General features: G+C 64.1%; 16 protein-coding genes. 9 read left to right on the top strand and 7 right to left on the bottom strand.

Annotated features, from left to right (window positions below):
- Window positions 1-8 precede the first annotated feature (8 nt).
- Both ACNQOP_RS15810 and ACNQOP_RS15815 read left to right on the top strand, forming a co-directional pair.
- Window positions 9-776: a tyrosine-protein phosphatase gene (locus ACNQOP_RS15810; RefSeq protein ID WP_416405063.1), complete on the top strand. Its 768-nt coding sequence runs from the start codon at window positions 9-11 to the stop codon at window positions 774-776.
- Window positions 769-1,386, top strand: coding sequence for a TetR/AcrR family transcriptional regulator (locus tag ACNQOP_RS15815; RefSeq protein ID WP_416405064.1), 618 nt, complete (start codon window positions 769-771; stop codon window positions 1,384-1,386). Before ACNQOP_RS15810 ends, ACNQOP_RS15815 begins: the two co-directional genes overlap by 8 nt.
- On the opposite strand, the gene ACNQOP_RS15820 is transcribed toward ACNQOP_RS15815, so the two are convergent.
- Window positions 1,387-2,124, bottom strand: a complete 738-nt coding sequence (locus ACNQOP_RS15820) for a GAF and ANTAR domain-containing protein (protein ID WP_257368819.1) — start codon at window positions 2,122-2,124, stop codon at window positions 1,387-1,389.
- 268 nt (window positions 2,125-2,392) lie between these two features.
- Here ACNQOP_RS15820 and ACNQOP_RS15825 point away from each other — a divergent pair, with 268 nt between their 5' ends.
- On the top strand, window positions 2,393-2,806 hold the full coding sequence (locus ACNQOP_RS15825; protein ID WP_284986026.1) for a hypothetical protein: 414 nt from the start codon (window positions 2,393-2,395) through the stop codon (window positions 2,804-2,806).
- Window positions 2,807-2,849: 43 nt separating this feature from the next.
- Complete coding sequence (locus ACNQOP_RS15830; RefSeq protein ID WP_416405065.1) at window positions 2,850-3,350, top strand: GNAT family N-acetyltransferase; 501 nt, start codon at window positions 2,850-2,852, stop codon at window positions 3,348-3,350.
- A gap of 22 nt (window positions 3,351-3,372) precedes the next feature.
- On the opposite strand, the gene ACNQOP_RS15835 is transcribed toward ACNQOP_RS15830, so the two are convergent.
- The gene (locus ACNQOP_RS15835; protein ID WP_416405066.1) at window positions 3,373-4,062 is read right to left on the bottom strand and encodes a hypothetical protein; all 690 of its coding nucleotides are present in this window, start codon (window positions 4,060-4,062) and stop codon (window positions 3,373-3,375) included.
- A gap of 74 nt (window positions 4,063-4,136) precedes the next feature.
- Between ACNQOP_RS15835 and ACNQOP_RS15840 the strand changes: the two genes are divergently transcribed.
- From ACNQOP_RS15840 to ACNQOP_RS15850, 3 genes are all read left to right on the top strand, one after another.
- The gene (locus ACNQOP_RS15840) at window positions 4,137-4,568 is read left to right on the top strand and encodes a VOC family protein (RefSeq protein WP_416405067.1); all 432 of its coding nucleotides are present in this window, start codon (window positions 4,137-4,139) and stop codon (window positions 4,566-4,568) included.
- Window positions 4,565-5,062, top strand: coding sequence for a DinB family protein (locus tag ACNQOP_RS15845; protein WP_416405068.1), 498 nt, complete (start codon window positions 4,565-4,567; stop codon window positions 5,060-5,062). Before ACNQOP_RS15840 ends, ACNQOP_RS15845 begins: the two co-directional genes overlap by 4 nt.
- A 62-nt stretch (window positions 5,063-5,124) precedes the next feature.
- On the top strand, window positions 5,125-5,877 hold the full coding sequence (locus ACNQOP_RS15850) for a metalloregulator ArsR/SmtB family transcription factor (RefSeq protein ID WP_309990505.1): 753 nt from the start codon (window positions 5,125-5,127) through the stop codon (window positions 5,875-5,877).
- A gap of 5 nt (window positions 5,878-5,882) precedes the next feature.
- Here the strand turns inward: ACNQOP_RS15850 and ACNQOP_RS15855 are convergent, their stop codons facing one another.
- Complete coding sequence (locus tag ACNQOP_RS15855) at window positions 5,883-6,863, bottom strand: nucleoside hydrolase (RefSeq protein ID WP_416405069.1); 981 nt, start codon at window positions 6,861-6,863, stop codon at window positions 5,883-5,885.
- An 80-nt stretch (window positions 6,864-6,943) separates the two neighbouring features.
- Entirely contained in the window at window positions 6,944-8,404 is a 1,461-nt protein-coding gene (locus tag ACNQOP_RS15860; RefSeq protein WP_416405070.1) for an MFS transporter, read from the bottom strand.
- Between the two features lie 134 nt (window positions 8,405-8,538).
- Between ACNQOP_RS15860 and ACNQOP_RS15865 the strand changes: the two genes are divergently transcribed.
- Window positions 8,539-9,312: a GntR family transcriptional regulator gene (locus tag ACNQOP_RS15865; RefSeq protein WP_416405071.1), complete on the top strand. Its 774-nt coding sequence runs from the start codon at window positions 8,539-8,541 to the stop codon at window positions 9,310-9,312.
- Window positions 9,313-9,335: 23 nt separating this feature from the next.
- Window positions 9,336-10,226 carry a ribokinase gene (locus tag ACNQOP_RS15870; protein ID WP_416405072.1) on the top strand — a complete coding sequence of 297 codons (891 nt, stop codon included), beginning with the start codon at window positions 9,336-9,338 and terminating at the stop codon, window positions 10,224-10,226.
- A gap of 52 nt (window positions 10,227-10,278) precedes the next feature.
- Here ACNQOP_RS15870 and ACNQOP_RS15875 read toward each other — a convergent pair whose 3' ends face one another.
- The 3 genes from ACNQOP_RS15875 to ACNQOP_RS15885 form a co-directional block, all read right to left on the bottom strand.
- Window positions 10,279-10,563: an acylphosphatase gene (locus ACNQOP_RS15875; RefSeq protein ID WP_416405073.1), complete on the bottom strand. Its 285-nt coding sequence runs from the start codon at window positions 10,561-10,563 to the stop codon at window positions 10,279-10,281.
- Window positions 10,564-10,656: 93 nt separating this feature from the next.
- A complete protein-coding gene (locus tag ACNQOP_RS15880; RefSeq protein WP_416405074.1) occupies window positions 10,657-11,532 on the bottom strand; it encodes a glycosidase in 876 nt (291 codons plus the stop codon).
- 145 nt (window positions 11,533-11,677) lie between these two features.
- Window positions 11,678-12,709: an adenosine deaminase gene (locus ACNQOP_RS15885; protein WP_416405075.1), complete on the bottom strand. Its 1,032-nt coding sequence runs from the start codon at window positions 12,707-12,709 to the stop codon at window positions 11,678-11,680.
- Window positions 12,710-12,755: the final 46 nt, after the last annotated feature.

A 12,755-nucleotide genomic window follows, 5' to 3' on the forward strand; every position in this document is an offset into this window, starting at 1 on the left:
AATCCCACTTGGAAACTCTGGACCTCGCCCCCGTCAACCTGCGCGACCTCGGCGGCCTGCCCGTAGAAGGCGGCACCACCCGCCCAGGTGTGCTGCTCCGCAGCGATGACGTTTCGGTCATGCCTGCCGCTTTCGCCCAGCAAATGATCGACGACGGCGTCACGTCCGTCATTGATCTCCGGTCCCCCGAAGAGGCGCTGTTCACCGGGCGTGGACCCCTCACTGTGCCCGGCGTGAGCTACCACCACCTCGCATTGACGGCTTCCGTTTCATCGCCAGAGGACATCAGCCACGAAATAATGTCCTCCACCACTACTCCTGAACATGTGGGTGCCTGGTACGCGAACCTCCTTGAAACCCAGGCCCGGCAGCTCGCCCTCGGCGTAACCCTCGTGGCCATGGCGGACGGCGCAACTGTCTTCCACTGCGCGGCAGGCAAGGATCGTACGGGAGTGTTCGCCGCCGTCGTGCTTTCGGCCTTGGGCGCCACTCCCGAAACCATTTCCGCGGACTACGCAGTCACGGCCACACGCTTGCCACAGCTGTTCCCGAGGCTCCGCGCCATCATGGGCGGACTCATGCCGGACCGGGTCCTGGACGAGAAAGCTATCAAAGGCATGGGTGCCATGATGGGCGCGCACGTGGAGTCGATGGAAGCCATGCAAAACGTGCTGATTGAGCGTCATGGGAGTGTGCTGGCGCCGATCCGCAAGGCCGGACTAACCGACGCGACTATTGCGCAGCTTCATGAGCGACTGGTGGTTGCGGATGCATGATTCCGTAGCAGTTGCTGAGCGGCGGCCCGGGCGGCCACGCGACACCGCGCTGGAGTCCACCGTCCTGTCCGCCACGGTGGAACTGTTGCTGGAACGGGACACTCGCGAAGTCACTGTCTCGGCGATCACCGAGCGCTCGGGCGTTAGCCGGGCAGCGCTCTACCGGCGCTGGAACAGCCGCGAGGAACTGCTGGCCGCGGCGTTGGATAGCGTCCGATCCGGTATTGGCCTGAAGCGCGCGACCACGACGCTGGAGACCATCCTCAACTCCTACGAGGAAGCCACGATCGACGTCGACGGCCGCGTCGGTGCGCTGGTGAAAAAGCGTGTGGCCATGGGCCTGGAGAACGACGATCTCCGCGCCCTCTCATGGGACCGGCATGTCTCCCGGCGGCGGGAACCCATCGCAGCGGAGATCCGGCGGGGCATCTCCACAGGAGAACTGGCGCCGGACGTGGACGTCGAGGCCATGATCGACCTCATCAACGGACTGTACTACTACCAGTTCGTGGTGCGGCCCCCGGGTTCCGACGCTGCCACTGTTGCTGAGACACGGGAACGCGTCCGCAACGCGGTGAAGCTCGTGTGGGAGGGCGCGCTGCGTCGGTGATTACTCCTCGAAGTGGGTAGTGATCTTACCCGAGGAAACGGCCGCGATGATGGACCGGGCCAGGTGCCGCAGCTTGATGTTGCGGTTGCTCGAGGCGGTGCGGAGGATGGTGAACGCCTCTTCCTGGCTGCAATGGTTTTGGGCCATGATGGCGCCCACCGCAAGGTCAATGACGGTGCGCGACTGCATCGCGGCGGCGAGGTCGTTCCGGGCATCGCTGAGCTGGGCGATCTTCAACGCAAGGCGAAGCGACTTGGCAGCGTGCGACGCGAAAACCTCTGCCCTCTCCACGTCGTCCGGGCCGAAAGCGTGGGTGCGTTCCGAGTAGAGGTTCAGTGCGGCACGGGTGTCGCCTTCAACCAAGAGCGGCACACTCAGGATGGATGCGAGGCCCTGCTGTGAAGCGGCTTCGACATAGTCCGGCCAGCGATGCTCGCTTGCGAGATCCGGGACCAGGACGGACGTGAGCTTATCCATGGCCGTCAAGCAGGGGCCGTCATACTCGCTCTGCAATTCATCCATGACGCGGGCGCGCTCATCGCTGCTGGCCGCCGTGGCTGATTTCTTTCGGCGCAACACCGTGATCCCGGAGAAAACGGGGTCGGTTCCGTGGGAGAGGCTCTCGGCGGAGAATGCCGCTAGATCTGTGAGGAACGCCTCGACATCTTCGCTGCCGAGGACCAGATCGAGGAAGTATCCGTTGCGGAGAGCTTCCTGCTCGGGGCGTGGGTTAGACATATGAGACGTTCCTACTGACTGAAATGCGTCCCCAGCAGACAGCAAAGGAGCGAAAATTGCCGCCCTCTGCAAAACGGTCTGGGAATACCTTATCGCCCAACGAACGACGGTACAAAGTTCAGCCCGTGACGGCTTGACCTGCACAGACACGACCCACTTACGGCCTTCCTGTCAAGTCAGTGCAGGGTGTCGCTTTGTGCAACAACTAAGTAGGCTTACTATGTGAGCCGGGTTCGATACCGGACCATTTCTGCAAAGGAGTCATCTCATGGGCGTCGAAGACAGCATCCGCAAGGCCACCGAAAATGCGATGGAAGATCTAGCGAACACCTCCAAGCCGGTGAACGACCAGCAGGTTCCCGAGCCGGGCGAGAAAGACGACGATATCCAGGTCCACTCCTCCATCAGCGAAGGTTCCAACGCCATGGACGAGGACCTTTCCCCCAAGCCCACGGGTCGCCGTCGCGCGCCGGGGGAACCCGACGGCGGGACTCGCGCCGCGTCATCGGATTCCGACGGCGGAACTCACCGGGGCGACGACGCCGCCTCTGACGCCACGTCCGAAGCCTCCTCGGGAGACGTCGCAGGCCCAGCCGGCTTGCCCAGCGGCGACCCCGACGACCTGCGAGCAGACCCCTCCGAGGGCAGCGGCGACCCCTCAACCAGCATGGGCCGGGGCTAAGCGTATTCTGGCCACGGCTGATCGCAGTCCGTAGGCTGTGGGCATGCTCCCCCACCCCACCGACCGGCTGCGCTTCCGCGAGATGACACCGGATGATCTCGACGCCATGAGCGCCATGCTGGGCGACCGCGACGTCATGACGTATTACCCGGCACCGAAATCCCGGGACGAAGCAGCGGCCTGGATCGAATGGAACCAGGCGAACTATGCGCAGCACGGCTATGGACTCTGGATCGTGGAAACGTACGCCGGCGACTTCGTCGGCGACTGTGGGCTGACGTGGCAGAAGGTCAAAGGCAGGTCCGAGCTTGAGGTTGGCTACCACGTCCGCTTGGACCTCCAAGGTCAGGGTTACGCCACGGAAGCAGCTACGGTCTGCCTTGAATATGCGCGGGACGTGGTCGGCGCGAGCTCACTTGTCGCCATCATTCATCCCGAAAATGCCGCCTCCCGCCGGGTCGCTGAACGGATCGGCATGCGCCACATCGAGGACGACACGGACGGGCCGGTAACCCGAACCGTGATGGGTGTGCAGCTGGGTTAGCTACCGCTTCCGGACTGCCCCATCAAGCGAACCGAGCGTCCGTGTCCGGGTCCTTCCGGGTGTCCAGCATCCCCGCGATCTTCCCTTCCAGCGCCGCGACCGTGGCCTCGGGGAGCACGATCAACCCGTCGAGTTCCTTGCGTGCACGCTTGTAGGCAGTCTGACGTTCGGCAGGGGTCGCTGCGGTGTCTTCGGCGATGCGCAGCAGCTTCCTTGCCGTGGCCAGCCGTTGGCGTTCGGGGCCGCTGAAGTTGCCGTCCTTGATACGTCGGGCTTCGCGCTCGGCGACATCGAAAGCCAGTTCAAAGTTGTGGACAGCTGCCCGGTACTCGGCGAGCCGGGCCGGCGTCGTGAGGTCCTCAGGCGCCGCGGGCCGCAAGCCGTCGGCTTCTTTCTTGGCTTTGAGGAAGGCCACTGTGAGGGGCTCGCGAACGTCGGTCATGAGGGGGAAGTCTATGAGGTTGCCGACGTCGAGTTCGTAGTCCAGCCAGCGGTGGTTTACCGAATCGTGGGCGGCTATCAGCGAGACCACTTCGGCTTGGTTGGCTTCCTCATGCACGGCGAGCTGGTTCTTCAGCTTGAGCAACTCCACCTTGCGGCGGTGGCGTTCTTCGCTGGCCTTGGACCACGACCGCGCCCAGCCTCCAGCCATGCCGCCGATGGGAAAGATAAGCCACCAGTAATGACCAAGGAAATCGAAGAGGGGTTCCACCGCTCCATCCTCCCACCGGCCACGACAGGCACTCAACAGGACAGGCCGCCGTACCCTCTCGCTACTATTCCCGTATGGACCAGCAACTGCACTTCATCACGTTTGCCACGCGGGACCTCGACGCCGCCCGCGCGTTCTACAAGGTTGGCCTCGGGTGGGACCCGCTCATGGACGTCCCTGGCGAGATCCTCTTCTTCCAGGTTGCGCCGGGGCTGATGCTCGGCCTGTTCGACGCCGAAAAGTTCGATCAGGACCTCAACAACGCCGCCGCCACCTCCGGAGTCAGCGGGGTCACGCTCTCCCACAATGTCGGGAGCGCGGCGGAGGTGTCCACCACCATCGATGCCTTGGTGGCGGCCGGCGCCACGCTGCTGAAACCCGCCCAGGCCGGCGCGTTCGGCGGTATCTTCCATGGCCATGTGAAGGACCCGAACGGCATCGTCTGGGAAATCGCGCACAACCCCGGTTGGAAAATCAACGACGACGGCACGGTGGTTTTCGGATGAGCACGCCAACGTCAACGGAGGACGTCATCAACAACAGCGAAAGGGTCCAGTTCGATACCTTCCTGGACGAACACCGTTGGGCGCTGAACGCCAGTCTTGAGGGGCTCACCGAAGAACAGGCACGACGGCGGCTGGTCCCGTCCCGGACTACGCTGCTGGGCCTGGTGAAGCACGCCACCTTCGTGGAAAAGGTGTGGTTCGACGAAGCCATCACGGGCCGGTCCCGTGCCGAAATAGGCATCCCGGCGTCGCCTGACGAGTCGTTCATCCTGGATGACCAGGACACCGTCGCCAGCATTCGGGCTGCCCATGTGGAGGCGTGCGAAGCATCCAGGAGAGCGGCGGCGCAGCTGGCCTTGGACGATCTTGTCCTCGGAAACCGCCGCGGCCCCCTCCCCCTGCGTTGGGTGTACCTCCACATGCTCCGGGAGCTGGCCCAGCATTGCGGGCACGCCGACATCCTGCGCGAACAGATCATCCACTCCGACGCGTAGGCCGAATCGAGTTCCACCCAAAACCGTTGACACGTGACCAAAAAGTCACCTATTCTGAAGCCATGGACACCGTGTTCAAAGCGCTGGCAGACCCCACCCGCAGGGAACTCCTGGACGAACTGTTCCGCGAGGATGGCCAGTCTGCCTCGGCGCTCGGAGCCCGCTTCGAGATGACCCGTTTCGGCATCGCCAAGCACCTCAAACTGTTGGAAGATGCAGGGCTGGTGGTTACCCGCCGTCGTGGTCGCGAAAAGCTGCATTTCCTTAACCCGGTTCCCATCCGCCTCATCCACGACCGCTGGGTGAGTAAATTCGCAGAACCATGGGCCGCTGCACTCAGCGACCTCAAATCCAGATTGGAAAGTCCCATGGAAAAGATCTTCGAGATTTACATCAAGACCACGCCGGAACGGTTGTGGGAGGCCATCACCAACAGCGAGATCCGCAGCAAGTACCAGTTCGGAAACACCTTGACCTCGGACTGGACTCCGGGGAGCCGCTTCGAGATGCGGAACCCCAAAGCCGATGCGCCGCTGGGCGAGGGCGAGAACATCGAGGTTGATCCTCCGCGCCGGCTCGTCCAGACCATGACCGCGCTGTGGGGCGAGGACGTGAAGGCCGAGGGCACGTCCCGCATCACCTGGGAGATAGAACCGGTCGGCGATTCGTGCCACCTCACCGTCACGCACGATCAACTCCGCGAGGGCGCCAACGATCAGCTCTACGGCGGCTGGCCCATGATCCTCTCGGGTTTGAAGACCTGGCTCGAAACCGGCGAGACACTCACCACGCCCGGCTCCCTCATGTACGCGTAGGCGGCCTAAGCGACCGTAGCTTCAGTAAGCCACGCCGCCTGCAGGGTGCCCAACAGGTGCGGAGCAAAGTCCTCCCCGATGGACAGCACCACCCGGCAACGGGCCCCGCGCTGCTCCGGGAAACCGGCGTACTGTCCACGGAGGTCGCACACCGTCTGACCGCGGCCGGGTCCGTCCGTGGTGTCCACCTGGACGCGAACGGTCGGAGCCGAGGCCAGTTCCACTCCCCTGACGGCGATGGCTGCGGCGAGGGGGTCGTGCATGGCCGAGCACGCACGGCCGAAGATGTCGATGTAGAAGCCGAAGTAGTACCCCAGCATTTCACCGAGGGCCTGCGAAACCGGGTGATCGGTTGCGAGCAGTTCTTGCCGGTGGTTTTCCTCCAGGACGTTGGTCATGGTGACGTCCAAGGGCACCATGGTGACGGTCCAGTCGGCGGCCAGGACTTCTGCCGCAGCTTCGGGATCGTTGGCGATGTTCGCTTCGGCCACGGGTGTGATGTTGCCCGGGGCCAGCGCGGCGCCGCCCATGATGGTGAGCTCCGCAACCAGTTCCGGCAGCCTGGGTTCCAGCCGCAGGGCCTCGGCGATGTTGGTCAGCGGACCGATGGCCACCACCCGCAACTCCCCTGCATACTGGTGTGCCAGTTGGACCAACAGCTCCGCAGCCGTGGCCGTCACAGGCTCCCGGTCTGAGTGCGCCAGGTCCACCCCACCGATGCCGTTGTCGCCGTGGACATGCGGGGCGCCACCGTGGAACGTGCCCACTTGGGGATCGTGCGCACCGATGGCAACGGGGATGTCCGGGTGGCCTGCCAGGTTCAGCAGGTCCAGGGTGTTCCGGGCCCCGCCGGCTGCACTGACGTTGCCACTCACGGTGCCGATACCCACGAGCTCCGCCAACGGGGAGGCGAGGAGGTACGCGAGGGCGAGGGCGTCGTCGATGCCGGTATCGCAGTCGAGGAAGAAGGGTGCGGGCTGGGTCATGATCTCTCGTTTCAGGTGTAGCGGACTGTAATGAATCGGCGGCGGGCCGGGATGCGGGAGGTGCTGCCCGGCGTCGTGCGTTAGATCTTTTCGCCCTTCGGCGCTGCGATGAACAGGCTAACAATGAACGCCAGCGCTGTGATGGACACCGAAATCCAGAGGGCCGTGGAGTATCCGGCCGCAGTGCCCAAGCCGGCGAACGGCGCAACAACCACGACGCCGAGGCTCGCCCCGATCCCGAAGGAGGCGCCGTTGATGCCCGGCAGTGCGGCGGGTGCTTCCTTGGGCGAGAGCAGGACGGACAGACCGTTGATCGCAGTGAGGAAGAAGCCGTTGTAGAAGATGCCCAGAGCGGCGATGGCGATGAGGACTGCGACTTGGTTGTGCGCGAACAGTGCGGCCACGATCGCGCAGGCGAGGCTGGTGGCGGTGCCAACGCGAACGGTCTTGATCCAGCCGCGACGGTCGGCGATCCAACCGGCCAGCGGTGCAGCGAACACACCGATCAACGCGGCGGGGGTGAGGAACAGGAGCGCCGCAACGGACGCGGAGAGGCCGAAGCCGTTTTCCTTATCCTGGCTCAGCAGCACCACGGTGAAGTTGATGATGGCGAAGATGCCGGCAAGCGTCAGCACGGTGGTGGCGATAACGGGCCACACTTGGCGCGAACGGAGGTGGTGGACTGCAACCAACGGGGTTTCGCGCTTCTTTTCGATGAGCCAGAAGGCCGCGAAGGACGCGATGCTGCCAGCCAGCAAGCCGAGGGCTGCCGGTGAGGTCCAGCCTGCGGAGGAACCCGTGGACACGAAGTACGTGATGAACACCAGGAACACGGACAGCGATCCCGCTCCCCACCAGTCCATCCGGCCCGGAGCGACGGCGGACTTGCCGCCCGGGACCACTTTGATGACGCAGACTACGGCGATCGCGGCCAATACCAGCACGGCGACGAAAATCGACTGGAAGCCCAAAGTCTCTGCCATGAGCCCGCCGAAGTAGCCATCCACACCACCCACGCCACCGTTGATGGCCGCGATGATGCCAATGGATGTGCCGAAGAGCCGGGCTGGCAGGTATTCGTTCAGGACGATGTAGGAAAGCGCGAAGATGGCGCTCGAAACACCCTGCATGAAGCGGCCGGCGACCAGCAATGGCAGGCTCGGTGCGAAGATGCAGAGCACCGTGCCCGCTCCCATGATCGCCAGGACCAGCAGGAGTGCGTTGCGCCGGCCGATGAAGTCACTCCAGCGCCCAATGACGGGACCGGAAATGGCACCGGCCAGGAAGAACATGGACTGCACTTGGGCCACAGCTTCCGGGGATTCGCCGAAGAAGGAGCCGATGTGGGGCAAGGCCGGGGTAATCATGCTGGCGTTGAGCTGGAAGGCCAGGACGGCGAGCACCAACGTGGTGATCAGGAGCGCAGCGGCCTTGCCCTGGACGCGACCCGCGTCAGTCTTTGTGCCGGCTGCTCCGGTGTCGGCTGAGGCTGGGGACTGCGGGTCTACAGCCTGCGTGCCTGTGGCGGTGGGGATGTTCACATCAAACTCCTTTGTCCGAGGGCGCGGGGCGCGCCACGAGATGTGAGTTGTTATACAAGCATGTATTACGAGCTTGTGCAACCTGTCACATCGATCCGGTACAGTATCCGTAACCCATCCCGAGTGAGGCACCCTTGACAGACAACGCCGTCAAATTCCTGTCCCGACCCATCGCCACCCAACCAGGGCAGCCCTTGCGCGTCGCGGCGTACTCCCGCATCGCCGAGGCCATCAGGACCAAAGTCCTGCCGCCGGGCTCGCTGCTTCCCACGGAGACGGAGCTGGGCACCATGATGGACGTCAGCCGTACCGTGATCCGCGAAGCGCTGATGCTGCTGGAGGAAGACGGCCTCACCCGTGCCCGCCGCGGAGTGGGCCGCTTTGTCGCAGATTCACTGCCCCGCATTGGCATCGAACACATTCGGCCCTTCGATCAACTTCTTGGTGGGCCGGACCAGGACATCCAAGTCAAGCGGGTAGCGGCCATCAAACAGCCGGCCTCGGAATTCGTGGCACCGGGTGTGGGCGTGGAGCCGGCCCAGGATGTCTGGTTCTGGGAAAGCGTGCTCATCCGCGACGGCGAACCCGTGGCCCACCTGCAGGAAAACGTGTCGCAGGAAATACCCGAAGCGGCTCCGCTGGCTGAGGCCGCCGAAGCACCAACACTTTCCGCCTCCACGCTGCTGGAGGTACTGAGCGAACTGCCCGGCGTGACCCTTGGCCCAGGCGAATGCGAAATCAGCCTCAGCACGGCTGGTCCAAGCCGAGCCAAGCTACTGGGACTCCGCCCGTCCGATCCCGTACTGGTCCTCACCCAATACGTGCGCCGGAACGGCTCCCCGTTCTACCTCGCCAAATGCCTCGTGGCCGCCAAGGCCGGGCACCTTTCCGTCATCCAGTCCTCCTGAAACCTCCCCGAAAAGGACCTCCCATGAGCACGCCCGTTCAGTCCTCTGCGCCCACACTCACTGTGGTGGGCAGCATCAACCTCGACATGACGGCCACCGCCAGCCGTCTCCCCTCGCCCGGCGAGACCGTGGGCGGGGCTGTCCTGCGGCAGCAACCCGGTGGCAAGGGCGCCAACCAGGCCGTCGCCGCAGCCCGGCTCGCAGGCAGCTCACGCATGGTGGGGGCAGTAGGGCAGGACGACGCCGGGCGGACACTTCTGGACGCAATGGCGGGTGCCGGCGTCGACGTTCGGGACATCGCCGCAGTGGACGAAGCTACCGGCACCGCGCTGGTGCTGGTGGACAGCGACGGCGAAAACCAGATTGTGGTGTGCCCCGGCGCCAACGCGTCCGTGAGCCTGGGCGACGTAAGTTTCGGCGATGGCGAGGCCGTGTTGTGCCAGCTCGAAGTGGACCAGGAAGTTGTCCTCGAGGCAGCACAGGCCACCAAAGGATTCTTTGTGCTGAACGCAGCCCCCGCGGCACCCATCCTTCCTGAACTGCTGGAGCGTTGCGACCTGGTGATCGTGAACGAGACCGAATATGAGTTGATCCCGGCCCTGAAGAACGCTCCGTTGGTCGCCGTCACGTACGGTGGCGACGGCTCGGCGATCTACGTCGACGGCGAAAGGGTGGCCGAAGCTCCTGCCGTGCGTGTCACGGACATAGCCAACACCATCGGGGCCGGCGACGCCTTCTACGCCGCACTGGTCCTGGCCCTGCAAACCGGGCTCGACTACGCTCACGCGCTGGCCGTTGCGAATGCCGTTGGCGCGGACGCAGTGCGTGATGCTTCGTCCCAGCCTGCACTGAAGTCACTGGAGCACTACATCGAAGCGACGCGCCAGCCCGCGTCAGGTTCCGCAGCCAGATAGCCTGCCACTTCGGTCGATGCCATCCGATTGCGTCACCGGGAAATTAGGGCTGCTACCCAACGATCCGGAAGTCGTCGAACTCCCCGGTGGCCTCGGAAACCTGGAAGTCGACGTTCTCCACCCGGCCCGGGGCGTTCGAGGAATGGAGCCAGCTCGTGAAACGCTCAACACGTTTCACGGACCCCTCGGCTACGAGTTCCACCGAACCATCTGAAGCGTTCCGCACGGTCCCTGTGAGCATCAGTGCGTCGGCTTTCCGGGCTGTCCAGTAGCGGAAACCCACACCTTGCACCACGCCGGAAATGCGCGCGGTAACCCGGATCGTGTCTGCTGCCATGGACCCACCTTAACGAGTCCCGCCCTTGTTGGTCACGCACCCCGTACAACGGGAGGCGCCACGAACAAGGGCGGAATCCAGCAAACGAAAGAACTAGCCGACCACGATGTCCCGGGTCACGTGGTTGTACGTGATGGTGACGGGACCGCCGTCGTGGTTCAACTCGTGGTTGGCACCGTCGCGGGCACCGAACGCACCGTAGTTCTCGTCCCACGAACGGTTCAGGGCGATCTTGTAGGTGTAGTGCCCGGCCGGAAGATCAGCCGTCAGCGTCCACACCTGCACCAAGGGGTTGAATTCCATCTGGGCTTCGTCGTACTGCGGCGCCCAGTCCTCGGGTGCGCCCAGGATGGTGTTGAAGTCGCCCGCAACCGCGACGGCATCGGGCTGCGGGACGGTCTCGACGGCGGGAGCCGCAGCTTTCGACGGCGCCTTGCGCGGTGACTTCTTCGCGGCCGGCTCCGCCTTGGCAGCAGCCGCCCTAGCTTTGGGGGCCGAGACCTTTGCAGCGGCAACCTTCGGCTCAGCCACTTCATCAGGAGCCGCCTTCTTGGCTGCAGCGCGTTTGGTTGCTGCCTTCTTCGCCGCAGGCTTCACAGGCGGGGCGGTCGGAACCGGAACGTCGGCTGGTACCGGAGTTCCGGCGTCGAGCGCTGCCGCGAACGCCGCCACATCAGGGAAAGCGACTGTGGCGCGCAAGCCGTCCTCGGGAATGGTCCACCCGGACCGGCCCTTGACCAGCCACCCGGCCTTGACCAGTTTCGCCGAAGCCGATGTCAGGGTCTTGTGGCCGCGGGGAATACCGCCGCTCAGGAGCTCGGCTTCGTGATCGTTGAACGGAACGCGGGCGATCGCCTCGGCCAACACCTCCCCGGCGTTCAGCGAAGTTCCGGCCCACACGCTCTCGGCGAGGATGTCCAGTACGGCCTTCAGACGAAGGTTGGTGTTCTCGGCGGTGTTCGCGCCCATGCTTCTCCTTCAACGGTGGTTACTCCACAGCAGTTTGCCAATGATTTGTTAATTCCCACGACTGCTGAAGGTAAACACCGTGTGTCGTGACCGAGTGTGACATCACATTCGCCGCAACTGATCTACGGGTCTCGGCTGCCGAGCCTCAGGGGTGCGGCACGGAGGCCTTGACCCACTCCGTGACCTCGTCCAACAGCGCCGCTTTGCGGGCGTCGCTGGCGAACGAGGACCTGATGGAGTTCGCGGCCAGGGTTGCCTGCTCCGGTACCGAGAATTCCAGGACCTTGACCAACTGCTCAAAGTTGTCATCCACGTATCCACCGAAGTAGGCGGGGTCGTCTGAATTCACGCAAACGTTCAAGCCGATGGCGAGCATTTCCGGGAGCGGATGGTCAGCCAGCTTGTCCACCGCGCGCAGGCGCACGTTGGACAGCGGGCAAACGGTCAGCGGCACCTGCTCGGCGACGAGCCGCTGCACGACGTCAGTATCTTCCATGCAGCGGATGCCGTGGTCGATCCGTTCGACGTGCAGGACGTCCAGCGCCTCGGTGATGTACGACGCCGGTCCTTCCTCGCCCGCGTGCGCGATCCTGCGCAGCCCGGCCTCGCCGGCGCGCTGGTACAGGCGTTCAAATTTCGACGGCGGATTGCCCACCTCTGCGGAGTCCAACCCGATGCCGGCGATGGGTGCGTGCATGGCCAGGAGCTGGTCCAGCACCTCAAGGGCCGAATCCTCGGACATATCCCGCAGGAAAGCTGCAATCAGGAGGGTCGAAACGCCGAAGTCCTCTTCCGAGGTCGCCAAGGCGTTGGCCACGCCGTTCACGCAGGTTTCCAGGGCAACGCCGCGGGAGACGTGGGCTTGGGGGTCCATCATGATTTCCGCATGGCGAACTCCCCCGGCTGCCGCCCGCTCCAGGTAGGCGCGGGTCATGTCGGTGAAGTCCTGCTCGGTCTGCAGGACTGCCATGTTGGCGTAGTAGAGGTCCAGGAAAGACTGCAGATCGGTGAACTCGTACTTTTCGCGGAGTTCCTCGATGTCTTCGTACGGCAGTTCGATGCCGTTTCGTTCGGCCAAAGCAAAGATGAGCTCTGGCTGGAGGGTCCCTTCGATGTGCAGGTGCAGTTCGGCAACCGGGGGCGCCGTGGTCGTCGTTTTCTCGCCAAAAGTTTCCACCCGACAACTCTAGGCCCCATCGGCGCACGTGTCCCGGAGCACTCAA

The organism is Arthrobacter sp. LFS091 (assembly GCF_047977885.1).
Lineage (GTDB): Bacteria > Actinomycetota > Actinomycetes > Actinomycetales > Micrococcaceae > Arthrobacter.

Bases quoted from the DNA above. Each gene is read 5' to 3' on its own strand.
- ACNQOP_RS15880 (WP_416405074.1), bottom strand. From the start codon at position 11,532: ATGGGCGCGAACACCGCCGAGAACACCAACCTTCGTCTGAAGGCCGTA.
- ACNQOP_RS15875 (WP_416405073.1), bottom strand. From the start codon at position 10,563: ATGGCAGCAGACACGATCCGGGTTACCGCGCGCATTTCCGGCGTGGTG.
- ACNQOP_RS15845 (WP_416405068.1), top strand. From the start codon at position 4,565: ATGAGCACGCCAACGTCAACGGAGGACGTCATCAACAACAGCGAAAGG.
- ACNQOP_RS15815 (WP_416405064.1), top strand. From the start codon at position 769: ATGCATGATTCCGTAGCAGTTGCTGAGCGGCGGCCCGGGCGGCCACGC.
- ACNQOP_RS15840 (WP_416405067.1), top strand. From the start codon at position 4,137: ATGGACCAGCAACTGCACTTCATCACGTTTGCCACGCGGGACCTCGAC.
- ACNQOP_RS15830 (WP_416405065.1), top strand. From the start codon at position 2,850: ATGCTCCCCCACCCCACCGACCGGCTGCGCTTCCGCGAGATGACACCG.
- ACNQOP_RS15870 (WP_416405072.1), top strand. From the start codon at position 9,336: ATGAGCACGCCCGTTCAGTCCTCTGCGCCCACACTCACTGTGGTGGGC.
- ACNQOP_RS15855 (WP_416405069.1), bottom strand. From the start codon at position 6,863: ATGACCCAGCCCGCACCCTTCTTCCTCGACTGCGATACCGGCATCGAC.
- ACNQOP_RS15850 (WP_309990505.1), top strand. From the start codon at position 5,125: ATGGACACCGTGTTCAAAGCGCTGGCAGACCCCACCCGCAGGGAACTC.
- ACNQOP_RS15820 (WP_257368819.1), bottom strand. From the start codon at position 2,124: ATGTCTAACCCACGCCCCGAGCAGGAAGCTCTCCGCAACGGATACTTC.
- ACNQOP_RS15825 (WP_284986026.1), top strand. From the start codon at position 2,393: ATGGGCGTCGAAGACAGCATCCGCAAGGCCACCGAAAATGCGATGGAA.